Source organism: Aeromonas media, assembly GCF_000819985.1.
Taxonomy (GTDB): Bacteria; Pseudomonadota; Gammaproteobacteria; order Enterobacterales; family Aeromonadaceae; genus Aeromonas; species Aeromonas media.
Map to the genome: position 1 here is coordinate 47,622 of NZ_CDBZ01000220.1, position 18,346 is coordinate 65,967.

Annotated in this window: 15 protein-coding genes and 3 tRNA genes; 14 read left to right on the forward strand and 4 right to left on the reverse strand. The window is 58.4% G+C overall.

What is annotated here, in order from left to right; genetic code table 11:
- Window positions 1-21 precede the first annotated feature (21 nt).
- Window positions 22-1,152 carry a NapC/NirT family cytochrome c gene (locus tag BN1127_RS19925; protein ID WP_042650605.1) on the reverse strand — a complete coding sequence of 377 codons (1,131 nt, stop codon included), beginning with the start codon at window positions 1,150-1,152 and terminating at the stop codon, window positions 22-24.
- 321 nt (window positions 1,153-1,473) lie between these two features.
- Between BN1127_RS19925 and BN1127_RS19930 the strand changes: the two genes are divergently transcribed.
- A complete protein-coding gene (locus tag BN1127_RS19930; RefSeq protein WP_042650606.1) occupies window positions 1,474-3,444 on the forward strand; it encodes a DNA topoisomerase III in 1,971 nt (656 codons plus the stop codon).
- A gap of 77 nt (window positions 3,445-3,521) precedes the next feature.
- Here BN1127_RS19930 and BN1127_RS19935 read toward each other — a convergent pair whose 3' ends face one another.
- Together BN1127_RS19935 and BN1127_RS19940 are read right to left on the reverse strand one after the other, a co-directional pair.
- A complete protein-coding gene (locus BN1127_RS19935) occupies window positions 3,522-4,877 on the reverse strand; it encodes a TrkH family potassium uptake protein (RefSeq protein ID WP_042650607.1) in 1,356 nt (451 codons plus the stop codon).
- A complete protein-coding gene (locus BN1127_RS19940; protein WP_042650608.1) occupies window positions 4,874-5,527 on the reverse strand; it encodes a potassium channel family protein in 654 nt (217 codons plus the stop codon). The genes BN1127_RS19935 and BN1127_RS19940 overlap by 4 nt, the downstream gene beginning before the upstream one ends.
- Window positions 5,528-5,651: 124 nt before the next feature.
- Between BN1127_RS19940 and murB the strand changes: the two genes are divergently transcribed.
- Both murB and birA read left to right on the forward strand, forming a co-directional pair.
- Entirely contained in the window at window positions 5,652-6,689 is a 1,038-nt protein-coding gene (gene murB / locus BN1127_RS19945; protein ID WP_042650609.1) for a UDP-N-acetylmuramate dehydrogenase, read from the forward strand.
- Window positions 6,686-7,651 (forward strand): bifunctional biotin--[acetyl-CoA-carboxylase] ligase/biotin operon repressor BirA, encoded by a 966-nt coding sequence (gene birA, locus BN1127_RS19950; RefSeq protein ID WP_042650610.1) that lies wholly within the window; start codon window positions 6,686-6,688, stop codon window positions 7,649-7,651. The genes murB and birA overlap by 4 nt, the downstream gene beginning before the upstream one ends.
- Before the next feature lie 76 nt (window positions 7,652-7,727).
- On the opposite strand, the gene coaA is transcribed toward birA, so the two are convergent.
- A complete protein-coding gene (coaA, locus tag BN1127_RS19955; protein ID WP_041206545.1) occupies window positions 7,728-8,666 on the reverse strand; it encodes a type I pantothenate kinase in 939 nt (312 codons plus the stop codon).
- A 263-nt stretch (window positions 8,667-8,929) separates the two neighbouring features.
- Between coaA and BN1127_RS19960 the strand changes: the two genes are divergently transcribed.
- From BN1127_RS19960 to rpoB, 11 genes are all read left to right on the forward strand, one after another.
- Window positions 8,930-9,014, forward strand: a tRNA-Tyr gene (locus BN1127_RS19960).
- Between the two features lie 38 nt (window positions 9,015-9,052).
- Window positions 9,053-9,127: transfer RNA gene (locus BN1127_RS19965), tRNA-Gly, on the forward strand.
- A gap of 171 nt (window positions 9,128-9,298) precedes the next feature.
- Window positions 9,299-10,483 (forward strand): elongation factor Tu, encoded by a 1,185-nt coding sequence (tuf, locus tag BN1127_RS19970; RefSeq protein ID WP_025328607.1) that lies wholly within the window; start codon window positions 9,299-9,301, stop codon window positions 10,481-10,483.
- A gap of 52 nt (window positions 10,484-10,535) precedes the next feature.
- Window positions 10,536-10,612 (forward strand) — tRNA-Trp (locus tag BN1127_RS19975).
- 60 nt (window positions 10,613-10,672) lie between these two features.
- Entirely contained in the window at window positions 10,673-11,044 is a 372-nt protein-coding gene (gene secE / locus BN1127_RS19980; protein WP_042650611.1) for a preprotein translocase subunit SecE, read from the forward strand.
- Between the two features lie 9 nt (window positions 11,045-11,053).
- Complete coding sequence (gene nusG / locus BN1127_RS19985) at window positions 11,054-11,605, forward strand: transcription termination/antitermination protein NusG (RefSeq protein WP_005323644.1); 552 nt, start codon at window positions 11,054-11,056, stop codon at window positions 11,603-11,605.
- Window positions 11,606-11,739: 134 nt separating this feature from the next.
- Window positions 11,740-12,168: a 50S ribosomal protein L11 gene (gene rplK / locus BN1127_RS19990; RefSeq protein WP_016352267.1), complete on the forward strand. Its 429-nt coding sequence runs from the start codon at window positions 11,740-11,742 to the stop codon at window positions 12,166-12,168.
- Window positions 12,169-12,172: 4 nt separating this feature from the next.
- On the forward strand, window positions 12,173-12,874 hold the full coding sequence (gene rplA, locus BN1127_RS19995; RefSeq protein WP_041206544.1) for a 50S ribosomal protein L1: 702 nt from the start codon (window positions 12,173-12,175) through the stop codon (window positions 12,872-12,874).
- Window positions 12,875-13,131: 257 nt separating this feature from the next.
- Window positions 13,132-13,632 (forward strand): 50S ribosomal protein L10, encoded by a 501-nt coding sequence (rplJ, locus tag BN1127_RS20000; protein ID WP_025328617.1) that lies wholly within the window; start codon window positions 13,132-13,134, stop codon window positions 13,630-13,632.
- Between the two features lie 51 nt (window positions 13,633-13,683).
- Entirely contained in the window at window positions 13,684-14,046 is a 363-nt protein-coding gene (gene rplL / locus BN1127_RS20005; RefSeq protein WP_025328616.1) for a 50S ribosomal protein L7/L12, read from the forward strand.
- Window positions 14,047-14,268: 222 nt separating this feature from the next.
- Window positions 14,269-18,297: a DNA-directed RNA polymerase subunit beta gene (gene rpoB, locus BN1127_RS20010; RefSeq protein ID WP_025328615.1), complete on the forward strand. Its 4,029-nt coding sequence runs from the start codon at window positions 14,269-14,271 to the stop codon at window positions 18,295-18,297.
- Window positions 18,298-18,346: the final 49 nt, after the last annotated feature.

The following is an 18,346-nucleotide window of genomic DNA, read 5'->3' on the forward strand; positions in this document are numbered from 1 at the left end:
TCGAATTCCTCTGTTCCAGCCTTAGTGTGCCGCGCTCATGTCACTGGCGTGTTTCTGCACGTATTGGGTCAGCATGCGCGCCTGCTCCGGGGTGAGGGAGGTGCGGGACTCCATGCCCTTGATGACGCCGATCCACTGGTTGGCATTGAAGTGATCCAGCGCGGTCAGGCCGTGGCAGCCGGTACAGTTGTTGGACATCAGGGTGGAGGCGTATTGCCACAGCTTGCCCTGATCGCCGATGAGCTGGGCCTGATCCACCCAGGCGGTCAGCTTGACCTGATGCCAGGTGAGGTTGGTGGCGCCGTCGGTCTCGCTCTTGCAGGTGATCAGTGCCTGCTTGGCTGCATCGCCGACCAGCACGCTCAGGATGCGCTTGCCGGGGGCGGCGTAGAACACCTCGCTCACGCCGTCCTGCTGCCAGCCCTCGATCTGCACCTGGGCGCGGCCGTTGTCGTTGGCCAGGACCTCGACCTGGGTCGACGGCATCAGGGTACCCTCGTCCGTGGTGGCCTTGGCATCAAGGAACAGGGGCGTGGTGGCGATGGCGTAACGGGTGGTGACGCTGGCCGGAGTCTGGGCGGCGGCGGCGGCCAGTTCGCTCGCGCCGGCGGCTGCCAGCTCGCTCATGTCGGGCATGATGTGGGCGACACCGCGGTGACAGTCGATGCAGGTCTGCCCCTCCTTGATGGCGACTGGGTGTTCGGTACGGGCGTTGGGGCGCTGGGCCAGAATGTCCATGGCGGCGTAGCTGTGACAGCTGCGGCAGGTGGCGGAGTCATTGGCCTTGAGCTGATCCCAGACCGTCTGGGCCATGCGCAGTTTGTGGGCTTCGTATTTTTCGGGAGTGTCGAGCGTGCCGATCGCCTCGTGATAGATGTCCTTCACGGCGCGGATCTTGGTCCAGAGGTAGGAGGCTGGCTCATTGGGAATGTGGCAGTCGGCGCACTCTGCGCGGATCCCCTTCACGTTCTGGAAGTGGACGCTGCCCTGATACTCGGCGAGCGGTGTCTGCATGGAGTGGCAGGAGACGCAAAATTCGGTGGAGCTGGTCTTGTGCAGCACTGTGACTGTCACTCCCAGTGCCGCGACGCCCAGCAGGGCTCCGAGCAGCAGGAGCCAGAACCAGGTCTTTCTCAACATTTTTCCAAGCATGGCGGCAGTGTCCTTCGAATCGGATATTACCAATATAGTAGTAGTCTTGAGACTCGAGAGGTTGACCTCAGTCATGGTTTATATTTTGAGATGGTGCAACTTATGGATTTAAATTTCGCTTCATGTTCATTCTGTGAATTTAAATCAAAACCCAATCTTGAGATGAGCCTAGATCCGCACTGAACCAGGCTCAGGCGGGGCAAGGTTGAACGCCAGTCCAGGCCCTGGCGTGCTCCTGTCATATGGCCCGCCGCAGGATTTGGGGTTTGTGGAGGGAGCAATGTATACTGTTCGCATATACAGTATTCAGGTGTCTCCGTCATGCGACTCTTTATCGCCGAAAAGCCCAGCCTTGGCCGTGCCATCGCCGATGTTCTACCCAAGCCTCACAAGAAGGGTGAGGGTTTCATCGAGACGGCGCAGGGAGACGTGGTGACCTGGTGTATCGGCCACCTGCTGGAGCAGGCGGAGCCCGATGCTTATGACACCACCTACAAGCAGTGGCGGATGGAGCACCTTCCCATCGTGCCCGCCCAGTGGCAGCTGGTGGCCAAGCCCAAGACCAAGAGCCAGCTTGCCGTGATCAAGCGGCTCATCAAGCAGGCCGACTGCGTGGTCAATGCCGGTGACCCGGACAGGGAAGGGCAACTGCTGGTGGACGAGGTGATCGACTTCCTCGGCTATCCCAAGACCAAGCCGGTGCAGCGCTGCCTCATCAGTGATCTCAATCCCCCCGCGGTGCGCCGCGCCCTCGACAAGCTGCGGGACAACAAGGAGTTCGTGCCGCTGGCGGTGTCGGCGCTGGCCCGCAGCCGCGCAGACTGGCTCTATGGCATCAACATGACCCGCGCCTATACCCTGCTTGGGCGCAAGGCCGGCTGCAGCGAGCTGCTATCGGTCGGTCGGGTGCAGACGCCGCTGCTGGGGCTGGTGGTGCGGCGGGATCTCGAGATAGACGCCTTCGTGCCCAAACCCTTCTACGAGGTACTGGCCCATGTGATGACGGAGCGCAACGAAAGGTTCAGCGCCAAGTGGCTGCCTTCCGAGGCCTGTGCGCCCTGGCAGGACGAGGAGGGACGGGTGCTCAACCGGGCACTGGCCGCCAAGGTAGTGGAGCGGATCCAGGGCCAGCCAGCCCAGGTGGAGGAGGTGGAAGAGCAAGCCCGGAAACAGGCGGCGCCACTGCCTTACAACCTCTCCAGCCTGCAGATAGATGCCGCCAAGCGGTTTGGCATGGATGCCAAACGGGTGCTGGATGTCTGCCAGAGCCTCTACGAGCGCCACAAGCTCATCACCTACCCCAGATCCGACAGCCGCTATCTGCCAAGCGATCACTTCAATCGGGCGCCTCAGGTGCGGGATGCCATCGCCGCCACGGCGCCGACGTTGGCCAAGGCGGTGAGCGAGGCGGACGGCAAGATCCGCAGCAAGGCGTGGAATGACGGCAAGGTGGATGCCCATCACGCCATCATCCCCACCGAGAAACATGGCAACCTGGCCAGCCTCTCCGCCGACGAGGGCAAGCTCTATGGCCTGGTCGCCCGCCAGTACCTGCTGCAGTTCTATCCCCCGTTCGAGTACAACGACAGCCGGGTGTTGCTGCGTATCGCGGGCGGCCTGTTCCAGGCCAAGGCGAGGCGCATCCTCAAGGCGGGCTGGAAGGCGCTGCTCGGGGTCGAAGAGGACGATGAGGAGGAGGCCGGCACCCTGCCTGCGCTGCGAAAAGGGGAGCAACTGTCGTGCGAGCGGGGCGAGCTGCTGGAGAAGATGACCCAGGCACCCAAGGCATTCACCGATGCCACCCTGCTGGCTGCCATGACGGGCATAGCCCGTCATGTGCAGGATCCCGAGATCCGCAAGATCCTGCGCGAGACCGATGGCCTGGGCACCGAGGCGACCCGGGCTGGCATCATAGACCTGCTGTTCAAGCGGCGCTTCCTGGTGCGGCAGGGCAAGAGCATCAAGGCGACCCCGACCGGACGGGCCCTGATCCTGGCGCTGCCCGCCACCGCCACCACGCCGGACATGACGGCGCTGTGGGAGCAACACCTGGGTCGGATCGCCGAGCGTCAAACCGGTTACCAGCAATTTATGGGGCCGCTGACGGATCAGTTGAATGCCTTGATCGATGGTGCCAGACAGGATTCGGGAGCCAGCTTCAGCGCCCTGCCCAGGGAGGCACCGGGGGCCAGCAAGCGGCGCTTCAGCCGCAAGAGTTCGGCGGCCAGTGGTAAAGGTGCGGCGCCCCGCAAGGGGACGGGCAAGCGCCCGGCCAGAAGCAAGGCGGCATGAGCGATCTGAGCGCTTGGCGGTTAGTTGCGGCGGTAAAGAGAGAGGGGCCATTGGCCCCTCTCTCTATCTGGCGGCAATCAGCCGGTGTAGACGTTCTCTTCCGGGTAGCGGATCCGGGTCTCGCTCGGTCTGGAGAGCATGATGGCCAGGGTCAGCGGACCGAGACGGCCGCAGATCATTACCAGCACCAGGATGAGCTTGCCCGGCTCGCTCAGGGAGGCGGTGATGCCGGTCGAGAGGCCGACGGTGGCAAAGGCCGAGACGGTTTCGAACATGATCTTGTCGAAGGGTTGCGACTCCGTGAGCATCAACAGGAACATGGCCAGCATCAATACCATGACGCTGACGATGATGATGGCGAGTGAACGGGTCACTATCTGGGGCGACAGGGTACGGCCAAACGCGGTGACATGGGGTCGTTTGGTCAGAAAGGCCCTGGTGGCCAGCAACACCACGGCGAAGGTGGTGACCTTGATACCGCCCCCCGTCGAGGTGGCACCGGCACCGATGAACATCAACATCATCATGAACAGCAGGGAGGCCGGCACCATCTGGCCGATGTCCACCGTGTTGAAGCCGGCCGTGCGCGCCGTGGCCGACTGGAAAAAGGCCGCCAGCAGTTGGCCACCGGGCCCGGCGTTGCCGAGCGTGGCGGGATTGTTGTGCTCCAGCAGCCAGAACATCAGGGTGCCCAGCAGCAGCAGGGCGGGGGTCATCAGCAGCATCAGCTTGCTGTGCAGCTTCAGCTTGCGCCAGCGATGGTTGCGCACAAGATCGACGATGACGGTGAAACCTATCCCGCCGAGGATGAGCAGGGCCGGTATGGTCAGGCTGATGATGGGGTCGTCTCTGTAGTCGATGAGGTTGTTGGCAAACAGCGAGAAGCCGGCGTTGTTGAAGGCCGAGACCGCATGGAAAAAGCTGACGTAGAGACCATGGCCCCAGCCCATCTCCGGTACCCAGCGAATGGCCATGATGGCGGTGCCGATCAGTTGGGCTATCAGGGCGAATAGCACGATGCGCTTCACCAGCTGGATGATGTTGACCGATCCCTCCTGGCCCAACGCCTCCTTCGCCAGTATTTGCTGGCGCAGGCCGACCCGCTTGCTGAACATGGCGATGAGCAGCAGTGTCATGGTCATCTGACCGAGGCCCCCTATCTCCATCAGTATCAGCAGTATGATCTGCCCTTGAAGAGTAAAGGCGGTGCCGGTATCCACTACCCCGAGACCGGTCACACTGATGGCCGAGGTCGCGGTGAACAGGGCATTGATGAAGGTGACCTCGCCCTTGTGACTCGAGGGCTGCACCAGAAACAGGGTTCCGATCAGGAGGATGATGAGAAAGCTGCCCAGGATCAGCCTGGCTTCACTCCAGCGGGACTCGTTATCCCGATGCAGGGCAAAGGCGTAGTTGCTGCGCCAGTTGATCATAGGGTGTCGAGCCAGTGATCGATGGCGTGCTTGTTGCCGGCGAGGATCAGGATGTCACCGAGTTGCAGCTCCATCTTGCCGGTCAGCACGTTGTGCAATACCTCGCCGCGCTTGATGGCCAGCAACTGGAAGTCGTTCTGTTGCAGCAGATTGAGATCGGCCAGGGTGCGACCATTCTGTTGCAGGCCGATCACGAACTCGGTCAGCACCATCTCGTGCCCCAGCTCCAGGTAGTCAAACAGGCGGTTGTCCAGCATGCTCTGGGCGACCCGGCGGCCCATGTCCCACTCCGGGTTGATCACCTTGTCGGCCCCCACCTTCTGCAGGATCTTGGCGTGGAACTTGTCGCGCGCCTTGACCCACACCTTCTTCACTCCCGCTTCTTTCAGCACCAGCGTGGTGAGAATGCTGGTCTCGAGGTTGTCGCCGATGGCCACGAAGACGATGTCGAAGTTGGCCAGTCCCAGCTCGGCGACCGTGGCCTCATCGGTGGCATCGGCGACGATGACGTGGTTGCACAGGGTTGCGATCTGACGGGTCTTGCTCTCGTCGATATCGATGGCCAGCACCTCGGCATTCTGCAACTGCAGCTCTTCACACAGTGCGCTGCCGAACAGGCCGAGGCCGATGACGGCGAATTGATTGTTCATTCATGCTTCCTCAACGGACTGAAGGGGCTACTCTACTCCAGCGGTTTGAGTCCGAACAGTACCCGGGTTTTTCGTCCCGGGGATCTGGGGTAAACTGCGCCCTTGCCCTTGTCGGAACACGCAGATGAAACTCACTCCCCATGCCCCCCTGTCGGCCCTCAATACCCTGGGCTTGGACGCACACTGCCTCTGGCTTGCCGAAGTAGCCAAGTTGGATGATCTCTGCCAGTTGCGGGCCAATCGGGAGTTGAGTGCCCTGCCACGCCTGGTGCTGGGTGGTGGGAGCAACATCTTGTTCTGCAATGATTTTTCCGGTCTGGTTGTGCTCAACCGAATGAAAGGCATCGAACTGCAGGATGATGGCAGCCACTGGTTGCTGCACGTGGCGGCGGGGGAGGAGTGGCACCAGCTGGTGTGCCATGCCCTGCAACAGGGTTGGCACGGGCTGGAGAATCTGGCGCTGATCCCGGGTACCGTCGGTGCGGCCCCGGTGCAGAACATAGGCGCCTACGGGGTCGAGCTGGCCCATTTCTGTGCCTATGTGGAGGCATTCAACTGGCAGAGCGGCGAGGTGGAGCGCATCGCGGCGGCCAACTGCCGGTTCGGCTATCGCGACAGCATCTTCAAGCACGATTATCAGGACTCCCACTTCATCACCGCCGTTGGCTTGCGCCTGCCCAAGGCCTGGCAGCCAGTGGCGGGTTATGGTCCCCTGGCGGCCCTCGGTGAGCACCCTAGTGCACAGGCCATCTTCGACACCGTCTGTGCCACCCGCATGGCCAAGCTGCCGGATCCGGCCGTGCTCGGCAATGCCGGTAGCTTCTTCAAGAACCCCGTGGTGACGACGGCGCAGGCCGACCAGCTCAAGCAGCAATTCCCGCACATTCCCAGCTACCCGGCCGGGGAGGGGCAAGCCAAGCTGGCGGCGGGCTGGCTCATCGATCAGTGCGGGCTCAAGGGCTTTGCCATCGGCCGTGCCGCCGTGCATCAGGAGCAGGCGCTGGTGCTGGTCAACCTCGGGGGCGCCAGCGCCATGGAGCTCATCGCCCTTGCGGCCCATGTGCGTGACAGCGTGGAGCACAAGTTCGGCGTGGTGTTGGAGCACGAGGTACGTTTCATGGGGCTCACCGGCGAGACCTGGCTGGACGAGGTGCTGGCATGACCCTCACCCCCGTCAGACAGACCCTGATCACCTTGCTGAGCGACGGCCAGTTTCATTCCGGCGAACAGCTGGGGGAGCAGCTTGGCATCAGCCGGGCGGCGGTGAGCAAGCACATGACCGCCCTCAAGGAGCTCGGGCTGGATCTGTTCAGCCTGACCGGCAAGGGGTACCGCCTGGCAGTTCCCATGGCACTCTATGACGAGGCGCAGCTGCAGGCCCTGGCCCCCATGGCGCCGGTGCACTGCTTCTCGGTGATCGACTCCACCAACCAGTATCTGTTTGAGCGGGTCAACCAGCTGAGCTCCGGCGAAAGTTGCCTGGCGGAGTGCCAGACCGCCGGTCGAGGGCGCCGTGGCAAGCCCTGGGTCTCCCCCTTCGGCTGTCAGCTGATCCTCAGCATGTACTGGCGGCTCGAGCAGGGCATGGCGGCGGCCATGGGGCTGAGTCTGGCGGTGGGGGTTGCCGTAGTGGAGGCGCTGGAATCCCTCGGTTACCCCGGGGTGGAGCTCAAGTGGCCGAACGACCTCTATTACCAGGGCCGCAAGCTGGCGGGCATACTGGTAGAGATGAGCGGCAGCGCCGGCGCCAGCTGCCATCTGGTGATCGGCATTGGCCTCAATCTGGCGATGCCGAGTCAGCAGGGAGAGAAGATCGATCAGGCCTGGTCAGAGCTGCGCCATGTTCAGCCCGAACTGGTGGATCGCAACCAGTTGGCGGCCTGCGTACTCCTGCATCTGCAAGCGGCCATGCAGACTTTCGAGCAGAGTGGTCTGGCGAGCTTCGTCGAAAGCTGGAATCGGCTCGACTACTTTACCGGCCAACCGGTGAAGTTGCTGATGGGGGAGCAGGTGATCCGCGGCATAGCCCGGGGCATCGACGATCGCGGTGCCCTGCGGCTGGAGACGGACGAGGGGATCAAGGTCTATCTGGGAGGGGAGATCTCCCTGCGCCGGGGGGATTGAGCGAGATCAGCTCATGAGAATCCAATAGAAGAGGGGGCCTGCGGGCCCCCTCTTCGTTATCCGTCGGTCGCTGCGATTACTTGCGCAGCTTGATCTGCTCAATGGCGTGCTCCTGTCCCTTGGTCAGGATCAGGTTGGCTCGCTCCCGGGTCGGCAAGATGTTCTCTTGCAGATTCAGATAGTTGATGTCTTGCCATATGTTGCTGGCAATCTCGGTCGCCTCGCTTTCCGCCAGCTTGGCATAGTGGTGGAAGTAGGAGTCCGGATCCGAGAAGGCGCCGCTGCGGAACTTGAGGAAGCGATCGATGTACCAGGCGCGCAGCAGCTCGGCGTCGGCGTCCACATAGATGGAGAAGTCGACAAAATCCGACACGAAGACTCTGTGGGGATCCTGGGGGTAATCCATGCCGCTCTGCAGCACGTTGAGCCCCTCCAGGATCAGGATGTCCGGCTGTTCCACCACTTTCTTCTCATCGGGCAGGATGTCGTAGATAAGGTGAGAATAGACGGGGGCCTCGACCTTCTCATGGCCCGCTCGGATGTTGGCGACAAACTCCACCAGATGGCGGATGTCGTAGGATTCCGGAAAACCCTTGCGGCGCATCAGCCCACGCTCTTCCAGCTCCTTGTTGGGATAAAGGAAGCCATCCGTGGTAACCAGTTCTACCCGCGGATGTTCGGGCCAGCGTTCCAGCAATGCTTGCAGGATGCGGGCCGTGGTGCTCTTTCCCCCTGCCACGCTGCCGGCGATGCTGATGATGTAGGTGCCCTTGCCACGGGACTGACCGAGAAACTGCTCCAGCACCCGACTGCGGCGCTGCTTGGCCTTGACGTAGAGATTGAGCAAACGGGAAAGGGGCAGATAGATCTCTTCCACCTCGCGCAATGACACCTTCTCGTTGATGCCACGCAGGGTGTGCAGGTCCGTCTCTGTCAGGGTCAGGGGGACCGCATCGCGCAATAACGCCCATTGTTCGCGGGTGAATTGCAAATAGGGGTTATGCTCTGTCGTCATGGTGTCATCACTGTTTCTTGGGCAGGGCGACCATACACCAAGGGATCGGGAGCGACAAGGGACGCGTCCGGTTGGGGCGGTGGCGGAGCGTTTTTTTGCATAGATCCCGGCAATAATGCACATTTTGCAGGGCGCAATGGTTGCATCCCCAAAATCCTTACCATAAAATGCGCGACGCTTGGATGTCTGTCGTCTATTTGCCCAGCAAAAGCGACAAAAACAACGGGTGCAAGCAGAATTACCGTTGTGGCATTCGTGCAATCGGAGGGGTTCCCGAGCGGCCAAAGGGATCAGACTGTAAATCTGACGGCTCTGCCTTCGAAGGTTCGAATCCTTCTCCCTCCACCATATTTCTCTGCGGTTTGAGTTCTTTGGGTTAGAGAAATGCGGGCATCGTATAATGGCTATTACCTCAGCCTTCCAAGCTGATGATGCGGGTTCGATTCCCGCTGCCCGCTCCAAGATGCTGATATGGCTCAGGTAATTCTGAAAGCCACACCCTAGGGTGAGTTCGGCAATCGAACCTGCCTGCCAGCACCATCCTCTCTGTCCCCCTGATTCAAATCCATCATATAAACTGTTCTGTGGTTAGCTTGCCACCGCGTACTCAGCGTTAGTTTAGAGGGACGATCATGTCTAAAGAAAAATTTGAGCGTAATAAACCGCACGTTAACGTGGGTACCATCGGCCACGTTGACCACGGTAAAACCACCCTGACCGCCGCCATCACCAACGTGCTGGCCAAGCACTTCGGTGGTAAAGCTTTCGCCTTCGACCAGATCGACAAGGCGCCGGAAGAGCGTGAGCGTGGTATCACCATCAACACCTCCCACGTAGAATACGACACCGCGATCCGTCACTACGCTCACGTAGATTGCCCGGGTCACGCCGACTACGTTAAGAACATGATCACCGGTGCTGCCCAGATGGACGGCGCGATCCTGGTAGTAGCCGCGACTGACGGCCCGATGCCGCAAACTCGTGAGCACATCCTGCTGGGTCGCCAGGTTGGTATCCCGTACATGATCGTGTTCATGAACAAGTGCGACATGGTAGACGACGAAGAGCTGCTCGAACTGGTCGAGATGGAAGTTCGTGAACTGCTGACCGAGTATGACTTCCCGGGTGATGACCTGCCGGTAGTACGTGGTTCCGCGCTGAAAGCGCTGGAAGGCGACGCTGCATGGGAAGAGAAGATCATCGAGCTGGCCCACCACCTGGATACCTACATCCCGGAGCCGGAGCGTGCCATTGACCAGCCGTTCCTGATGCCTATCGAAGACGTCTTCTCCATCGCTGGCCGTGGTACCGTAGTAACCGGTCGTGTAGAGCGCGGTATCGTTAAAGTTGGCGAGACCGTTGAAATCGTCGGTATCAAAGACACCGTTTCTACCACCTGTACCGGTGTTGAAATGTTCCGCAAACTGCTGGACGAAGGTCGTGCCGGTGAGAACGTTGGCGCCCTGCTGCGTGGCGTGAAGCGTGAAGAAGTTGAGCGTGGTCAGGTACTGGCCAAGCCGGGCTCCATCAAGCCACACACCAAGTTCGAATCTGAAGTGTACGTGCTGTCCAAAGAAGAAGGTGGTCGTCATACTCCGTTCTTCAAGGGCTACCGTCCGCAGTTCTACTTCCGTACTACCGACGTGACCGGTACCATCGAACTGCCGGAAGGCGTAGAGATGGTCATGCCAGGCGACAACATCAAAATGGTTGTTACCCTGATCGCGCCGATCGCGATGGACGACGGCCTGCGTTTCGCTATCCGTGAAGGTGGCCGTACCGTAGGTGCTGGTGTTGTAGCCAAAGTTATCGCTTAATCTTGGCTTACATAAATAAAGCAAAGCCCCTATAATAGGGGCTTTCTTATGCAGGGGCGTAGTTCGAATTGGTAGAACAGCGGTCTCCAAAACCGATGGTTGCGGGTTCGAATCCTGCCGCCCCTGCCATATACCTCGTCTCGTACGGGGCTTTTGTGTCTTTGGTTACGTCAGATACAGGTGGGTTGTATGAGTGTTAGTTCTGAGGGACAGGGCGGAAGCAAGGATACCCTTCTTTGGGGCCTGGTTTTCATCATCCTGGCGGCCGCTGTAGTGGGTAATTACCTGCTCACCGATGTTGTCGCAGCCGTCCGCGCCCTGGGTGTGGTCGTTGTCATCGCTGCTGCAGGTGCAGTAGCCCTGCAAACCACCAAGGGCAAGGCAACACTGGCTTTTGCTCGTGAGTCGCGCCTGGAAGTCCGCAAGGTCGTTTGGCCAACCCGTCAGGAAGCCATTCAGACAACCCTGATTGTGCTGGCGGTGACCGCCGTGATGGGGCTGTTGCTGTTCATTCTGGACGGTGCCTTGGTCTGGTTGGTCAACCTGATTACCGGTGTGTAAGGAAAAGCCATGACTGAACAACGTGAACAACGTATGAGATGGTATGTCGTGCAGGCATTTTCCGGCTATGAAGGCCGGGTTGCCAAATCCCTGCGTGAACATATCAAGATGCATGGCATGGAAGAGCTGTTTGGCGAAGTGCTGGTCCCGACCGAAGAAGTGGTCGAGATGCGTGCCGGCCAGAAGCGCAAGAGTGAGCGCAAATTTTTCCCGGGTTATGTCCTGGTCCAGATGATGATGGACGAGACCACATGGCACTTGGTACGCAATGTGCCACGGGTCATGGGTTTCATCGGTGGCACCTCCGATCGTCCTGCTCCTATCTCCGATAAGGAAGCGGATGCCATCCTCAATCGTCTGCAAGATGCCCACGACAAGCCGCGTCCGAAAACCCTGTTTGAACCGGGTGAAATGGTGCGGGTTGCCGATGGTCCGTTCGCTGACTTCAACGGTACCGTTGAAGAAGTGGACTACGAGAAGAGCCGCGTGAAGGTCTCCGTATTGATCTTCGGTCGCTCAACGCCGGTAGAACTGGATTTTGGTCAGGTCGAAAAGGGCTGATTAAACTCTGTACGTTTAACGGTTGTCAGGGGCAGCGATTATCTCTATAATTCGCTGCCCCTTTATTTGTTGGGGAGCCGTTTGCAGGAGCATGTCTCCGAGGCGCTAGAACCCATTTTTGAGGTATTTTCGTAATGGCTAAGAAAGTCACAGCTTATATCAAGCTGCAAGTTAAGGCTGGCAGTGCTAACCCCAGCCCTCCCGTTGGTCCTGCTCTGGGTCAGCACGGTGTGAACATCATGGAATTCTGTAAGGCGTTCAACGCTCGTACAGAAAAGCTGGAAAAAGGTTCACCGACTCCGGTCGTGATCACCGTTTACAGCGACCGTTCCTTCACCTTCGAAACCAAGACTCCGCCTGCTTCCTTCCTGCTGAAGAAAGCCGCTGGTATCCAGTCTGGTTCCGCCAAGCCGAACAAAGACAAGGTTGGTAAGGTGACTGTTGCTCAGCTGCAAGAAATCGCCAAGACCAAAGAGCCGGATATGACTGGTGCCGATCTGGATGCAAAAGTACGTTGCATCGCAGGCTCCGCTCGTTCCATGGGCCTGGTAGTGGAGGATTAAGACAATGGCAAAACTTTCCAAGCGTATGCGCGTTATTCGCGAAAAAGTTGACGGTACCAAAGAGTACTCCATCAACGAAGCCATTGCCCTGCTGAAAGAACTGGCTACCGCCAAGTTCGTTGAAAGCGTTGACGTTGCCGTTAACCTGGGTATCGATGCTCGTAAATCTGACCAGAACGTACGTGGTGCTACCGTACTGCCGCACGGTACCGGTCGTGACATCCGTGTCGCCGTATTCACCCAGGGCGCCAACGCCGAAGCCGCCAAGGCTGCCGGTGCTGAGCTGGTTGGTATGGATGACCTGGCCGAGCTGGTCAAGAAAGGCGAGATGAACTTCGACGTCGTTATCGCATCCCCGGATGCCATGCGCGTTGTTGGTCAACTGGGCCAGATCTTGGGCCCGCGCGGCCTGATGCCTAACCCGAAAGTGGGTACCGTTACCCCGAACGTTGCTGAAGCTGTGAAGAATGCTAAAGCCGGTCAGGTTCGTTACCGCAATGACAAGAATGGTATCATCCATACCACTCTGGGTAAGGTTTCTTTCAACGAAGTTCAGCTGAAAGAAAACTTGGAAGCTCTGCTGGTTGCTCTGAAAAAGGGCAAACCCTCTTCCGCCAAAGGCATCTTCATCAAGAAAGTCAGCATCTCCACCACCATGGGTGCCGGTGTTGCCGTAGACCAAGCTTCTTTGGAAGCTCAGGGCTAATTGATGGATTTTACAAGGCGCAAAATTTAATCTATAATTTTGCGCCTTGATTGGTTGGGGGTTTCGACCTCCGTCCAAGACCGCAGGTGGCTGCAAGGCCTTAATTTTTCCTGCGTAGACGGTGCCGGAAACCCAGCGAGAAAGTTTTCTTTCTCTTCTGGAATCCTGCTACCGCATCGTTCCCCTCTGTTGTGAAGGTAGGGGGGATGTGTCAGTACTGAGTCATGAGACTCAGATTCAATCCAGGAGTTAAGCCAATGGCATTGGGACTCGAAGACAAAAAGGCAATTGTTGCTGAAGTCAACGAAGCTGCCAAAGGCGCTCTGTCTGCAGTTGTAGCCGATTCTCGCGGTGTGACTGTTGACAAGATGACCGTCCTGCGTAAATCCGCTCGTGAAGCCGGTGTGTACATGCGCGTTGTGCGTAACACCCTGCTGCGTCGCGCGGTAGAGGGCACCGAATTCGGTTGCCTGAACGACGTATTGACTGGTCCTACCTTGATTGCTTTCTCTAACGAACACCCGGGCGCCGCCGCTCGTCTGTTCAAAGAGTTTGCCAAAGCGAACCAAAAGTTCGAAATCAAGGCTGGCGCTTTTAACGGTGAGTTTATCGCCGCAGCACAAATTGATCGTCTGGCCACGCTGCCGACTTACGACGAAGCAATTGCGAAGTTGATGGCTACCATGAAGGAAGCCTCTGCTGGCAAGCTGGTTCGTACTATCGCTGCTGTTCGCGACCAGAAACAAGCTGCTGCTTGATTCTCGCCTATTTAGGCTGTTTGAGTTTATTCAACATCAGGAATTTTTGTCATGTCTATCACTAAAGACCAAATCATCGAAGCCGTTGCTTCCATGTCCGTAATGGAAGTTGTTGAGCTGATCGAAGCAATGGAAGAGAAGTTCGGTGTTTCTGCCGCTGTTGCTGTAGCTGCCGGTCCGGCCGCTGAAGCAGTAGAAGAGAAGACCGAGTTCGACGTAGTTCTGACTGCTGCTGGCGCCAACAAAGTTGCCGTCATCAAGGCCGTTCGTGCTGCCACCGGCCTGGGCCTGAAAGAAGCCAAGGACCTGGTAGAAGCCGCTCCGACCAACCTGAAAGAAGCCGTCTCCAAAGACGAAGCTGAAGCTCTGAAGAAAGAGCTGGAAGCTGCCGGTGCTTCTGTTGAGATCAAATAATCTGCATTTATGTAGATTAGCCTGATAAAACAGGCTAGGGCTGGTGAATGTTTGTTCACCAGCCTTTTTGCGCTGTAGACTGAGAGCATTTCACACCGTTTACGACTCTCGGTGCACCAGCAATCCGGACCGCCTCATCGTCCGGGCCAACACAAAACGGTGTTGAGACAGAGCTGTCCCGCGGGACAGAGTGGGTCACTTATCAGCGAGCTGAGGAACCCTATGGTTTACTCTTATACCGAAAAAAAACGCATTCGTAAGGACTTCGGTAAGCGAGACCAGGTACTGGACACGCCTTATCTGTTGTCCATTCAGCTGGACTCCTTCAAGCAGTTCATCGAGGCTGACCCGGAAGGTGAATATGGCCTAGAGGCCGCTTTCCGTAGCGTTTTCCCGATCACCAGTTACTCCGGTAGTGCTGAGCTTCAGTATGTCAGCTATCGCCTGGGTGAGCCGGTATTTGACGTAAAAGAATGCCAGATCCGTGGAGTGACCTACTCCGCGCCGCTGCGTGTCAAGCTTCGTATGGTTCTGTACGACCGTGAAGCAGCTGCCGGCACCGTCAAAGATATCAAGGAACAAGAAGTGTACATGGGCGAAATTCCGCTCATGACCGAAAACGGCACCTTTGTCATCAATGGTACCGAACGGGTTATCGTCTCCCAGCTGCACCGCAGCCCGGGCGTCTTCTTCGACCACGATAAAGGCAAAACACATTCATCCGGTAAGGTACTGTATAACGCCCGCGTTATCCCCTACCGTGGCTCCTGGCTGGACTTCGAGTTCGATGCGAAAGACAACCTGTTTGTCCGTATCGACCGTCGTCGTAAACTGCCGGCCTCCATTATTCTGCGCGCCCTGGACTTCAGTTCCGAAGAAATCCTGGCCACCTTCTTCGAGACCATTGGTTTCGAGGTCAAAGATGGCAAGTTGATGATGGATCTGGTGCCCGAGCGCCTGCGTGGTGAGACTGCGACCTTCGACATCATAGCCAATGGCGCCGTGGTGGTTGAGACCGGTCGTCGTGTCACTGCCCGTCATATCCGTCAGTTGGAAAAAGACGCCATCACCCAGATCGAGGTGCCGGTAGAGTACGTTGTTGGCAAAGTTGCAGCCAAGAACTACGCGCACCCGCAAACTGGCGAAATGGTCGTGACTGCCAACCAGGCTCTGAGCCTGGAAGCGGTAGCCAATCTGTCCCAAGCCGGCTTCAAGCACTTCGAGGTTCTGTTCACCAACGAACTGGACCACGGTGCCTACATGTCCGAGACCCTGCGCATCGACTCCAGCTCCAGCCGCCTGGAAGCTCTGGTCGAGATCTACCGCATGATGCGTCCGGGCGAGCCGCCCACTCGCGAAGCGGCCGAGCAGCTGTTCGAGAACCTGTTCTTCTCTTCCGAGCGTTACGACCTGTCTACCGTGGGTCGGATGAAGTTCAACCGCCGTCTGGGTCGTGAAGACGAGACCGGCGTTGGCGTGCTGACCAAAGACGACATCGTCGAAGTCATGAAACGCCTGATCGACATCCGTAACGGCAATGACGAGGTGGATGATATCGACCACCTGGGTAACCGTCGTATCCGTTCTGTCGGTGAAATGGCAGAAAACCAGTTCCGCGTCGGTCTGGTGCGTGTCGAGCGTGCGGTCAAGGAGCGTCTCTCCCTGGGCGACCTGGACACCCTGATGCCGCAGGATCTGATCAACGCCAAGCCGATCTCCGCCGCGGTCAAAGAGTTCTTCGGTTCCAGCCAGCTGTCCCAGTTCATGGACCAGAACAACCCGCTGTCCGAAGTGACCCACAAGCGTCGTATTTCCGCGCTGGGCCCGGGCGGTCTGACCCGTGAGCGTGCCGGCTTCGAAGTTCGAGATGTACACCCGACTCACTACGGTCGTCTGTGCCCCATCGAGACTCCGGAAGGTCCGAACATCGGTCTGATCAACTCGCTGTCCGTGTATTCCCGCACCAACGAGTACGGTTTCCTCGAGACCCCGTACCGCAAGGTCATCGACGGTGTGATCACCGACGAAGTGGACTACCTGTCAGCCATTGAAGAAGGCAAGTACGTGATCGCACAGGCCAACGCCGCGACCACCGAAGATGGCCGTCTGAAAGACGAGTTGATCCCGTGCCGTCACAAGGGTGAATCCACCTTTATGAACGCCGACCAGATCCAGTACATGGACGTGAGCCCGCAACAGATCGTATCTGTGGCAGCGGCCCTGATCCCGTTCCTGGAACACGATGATGCTAACCGAGCCCTGATGGGTTCGAACATGCAACGTCAGGCCGTACCGACTCTGCGTGCCGACAAGCCGCTGGTAGGTACCGGTATGGAACGCGCCGTGGCCGTTGACTCCGGTGTTACCGTAGTGGCCAAGCGTGGCGGCATGATCGACTACGTCGACGCCTCCCGTATCGTGATCAAGGTCAATGAAGATGAGCTGCTGCCTGGCGAAGCCGGCATCGACATCTACAGCCTGACCAAGTACACCCGTTCCAACCAGAACACCTGTATCAACCAGCGTCCTTGCGTGATGTTGGGTGAGCCGGTGATGGCGGGCGACGTGCTGGCTGACGGCCCGTCTACCGACCTGGGCGAACTGGCGCTGGGCCAAAACCTGCGCGTCGCCTTCATGCCGTGGAACGGTTACAACTTCGAAGACTCGATCCTGGTGAATGAGCGCGTGGTACAGGAAGATCGCCTGACCACCATCCACATCCAGGAACTGGCCTGTATCTCCCGTGACACCAAGCTGGGTCCGGAAGAGATCACTGCCGACATCCCGAACGTGGGTGAAGCCGCTCTGTCCAAGCTGGACGAGTCCGGTATCGTCTACGTGGGTGCCGAAGTGAAGGGCGGCGACATCCTGGTCGGCAAGGTAACACCCAAGGGTGAAACCCAGCTGACGCCGGAAGAGAAGCTGCTGCGCGCCATCTTCGGTGAGAAGGCCTCCGATGTGAAGGACTCCTCCCTGCGTGTGCCGAACGGTGTGTACGGTACCGTGGTTGACGTGCAAGTCTTTACCCGCGATGGCGTGGAAAAAGACAAGCGCGCCAAAGAAATCGAAGAGATGCAGTTGAAGGAAGCGAAGAAGGACTTGACCGAAGAGTTCAAGATCCTGGAAGACGGCATCTTCGGCCGCTCCCGCAACCTGCTGCTGGCCGCCGGTTACAGCGAAGATCGTCTGAACAAGCTGGATCGTTCCAAGTGGTTTGAATTGGCCATCGAAGATGAAGCCAAGCAGATCGAGCTGGAGCAGATCGCCGAACAGCACATCGAGCTGAAAGCCGACTTCGACAAGAAGTTCGAGAACAAACGTCGCAAGATTATCCAGGGTGATGATCTGGCGCCGGGCGTACTGAAAATCGTCAAGGTTTACCTGGCAGTCAAGCGTCGCATCCAACCGGGTGACAAGATGGCGGGCCGTCACGGTAACAAGGGTGTTATCTCCAAGATCTGTCCGGTCGAGGACATGCCCCATGACGAGTTCGGCCGTCCGGTCGACATCGTACTGAACCCGTTGGGTGTACCGTCCCGTATGAACATCGGTCAGATCCTCGAAGTGCACCTGGGCCTCGCGGCCAAGGGTATAGGCGAGAAGATCGACCGCATGATCAAGGATCAGCGCGAGCTGCACGAGATGCGTGACTTCCTGCAACAGGTCTACGACCTGGGCGAGAAAGACACCCAGCAAGTGAACATCGCCGAGCTGTCTGATGACGACGTACGTACCCTTGCGGGTAACCTGCGTAAGGGTCTGCCGGTTGCTACACCTGTCTTTGATGGTGCCAAAGAGCGCGAAATCAAGGCCTTGCTGAAGCTGGCCGATCTGCCGGAATCCGGTCAGATCTCCCTGTTCGACGGTCGTACCGGCAACGCCTTCGAGCGCAAGGTCACCGTGGGTTACATGTACATGCTGAAGCTGAACCACTTGGTAGACGACAAGATGCACGCGCGTTCTACCGGCTCCTACAGCCTGGTTACCCAGCAGCCGCTGGGTGGTAAGGCACAGTTCGGTGGTCAGCGGTTCGGTGAGATGGAAGTGTGGGCCCTGGAGGCTTACGGTGCGGCATATACCCTGCAGGAAATGCTGACCGTCAAGTCTGACGATGTGAATGGCCGTACCAAGATGTACAAGAACATCGTGGATGGCGACCACCGTATGGAGCCGGGCATGCCCGAATCCTTCAACGTACTGTTGAAGGAAATCCGCTCTCTGGGTATCAACATCGAGCTGGACGAAGAGTAAGAGCTCGCTCTTATTGTTCGAGAATTGACGTGGGCGCCCTGCTGCTTTG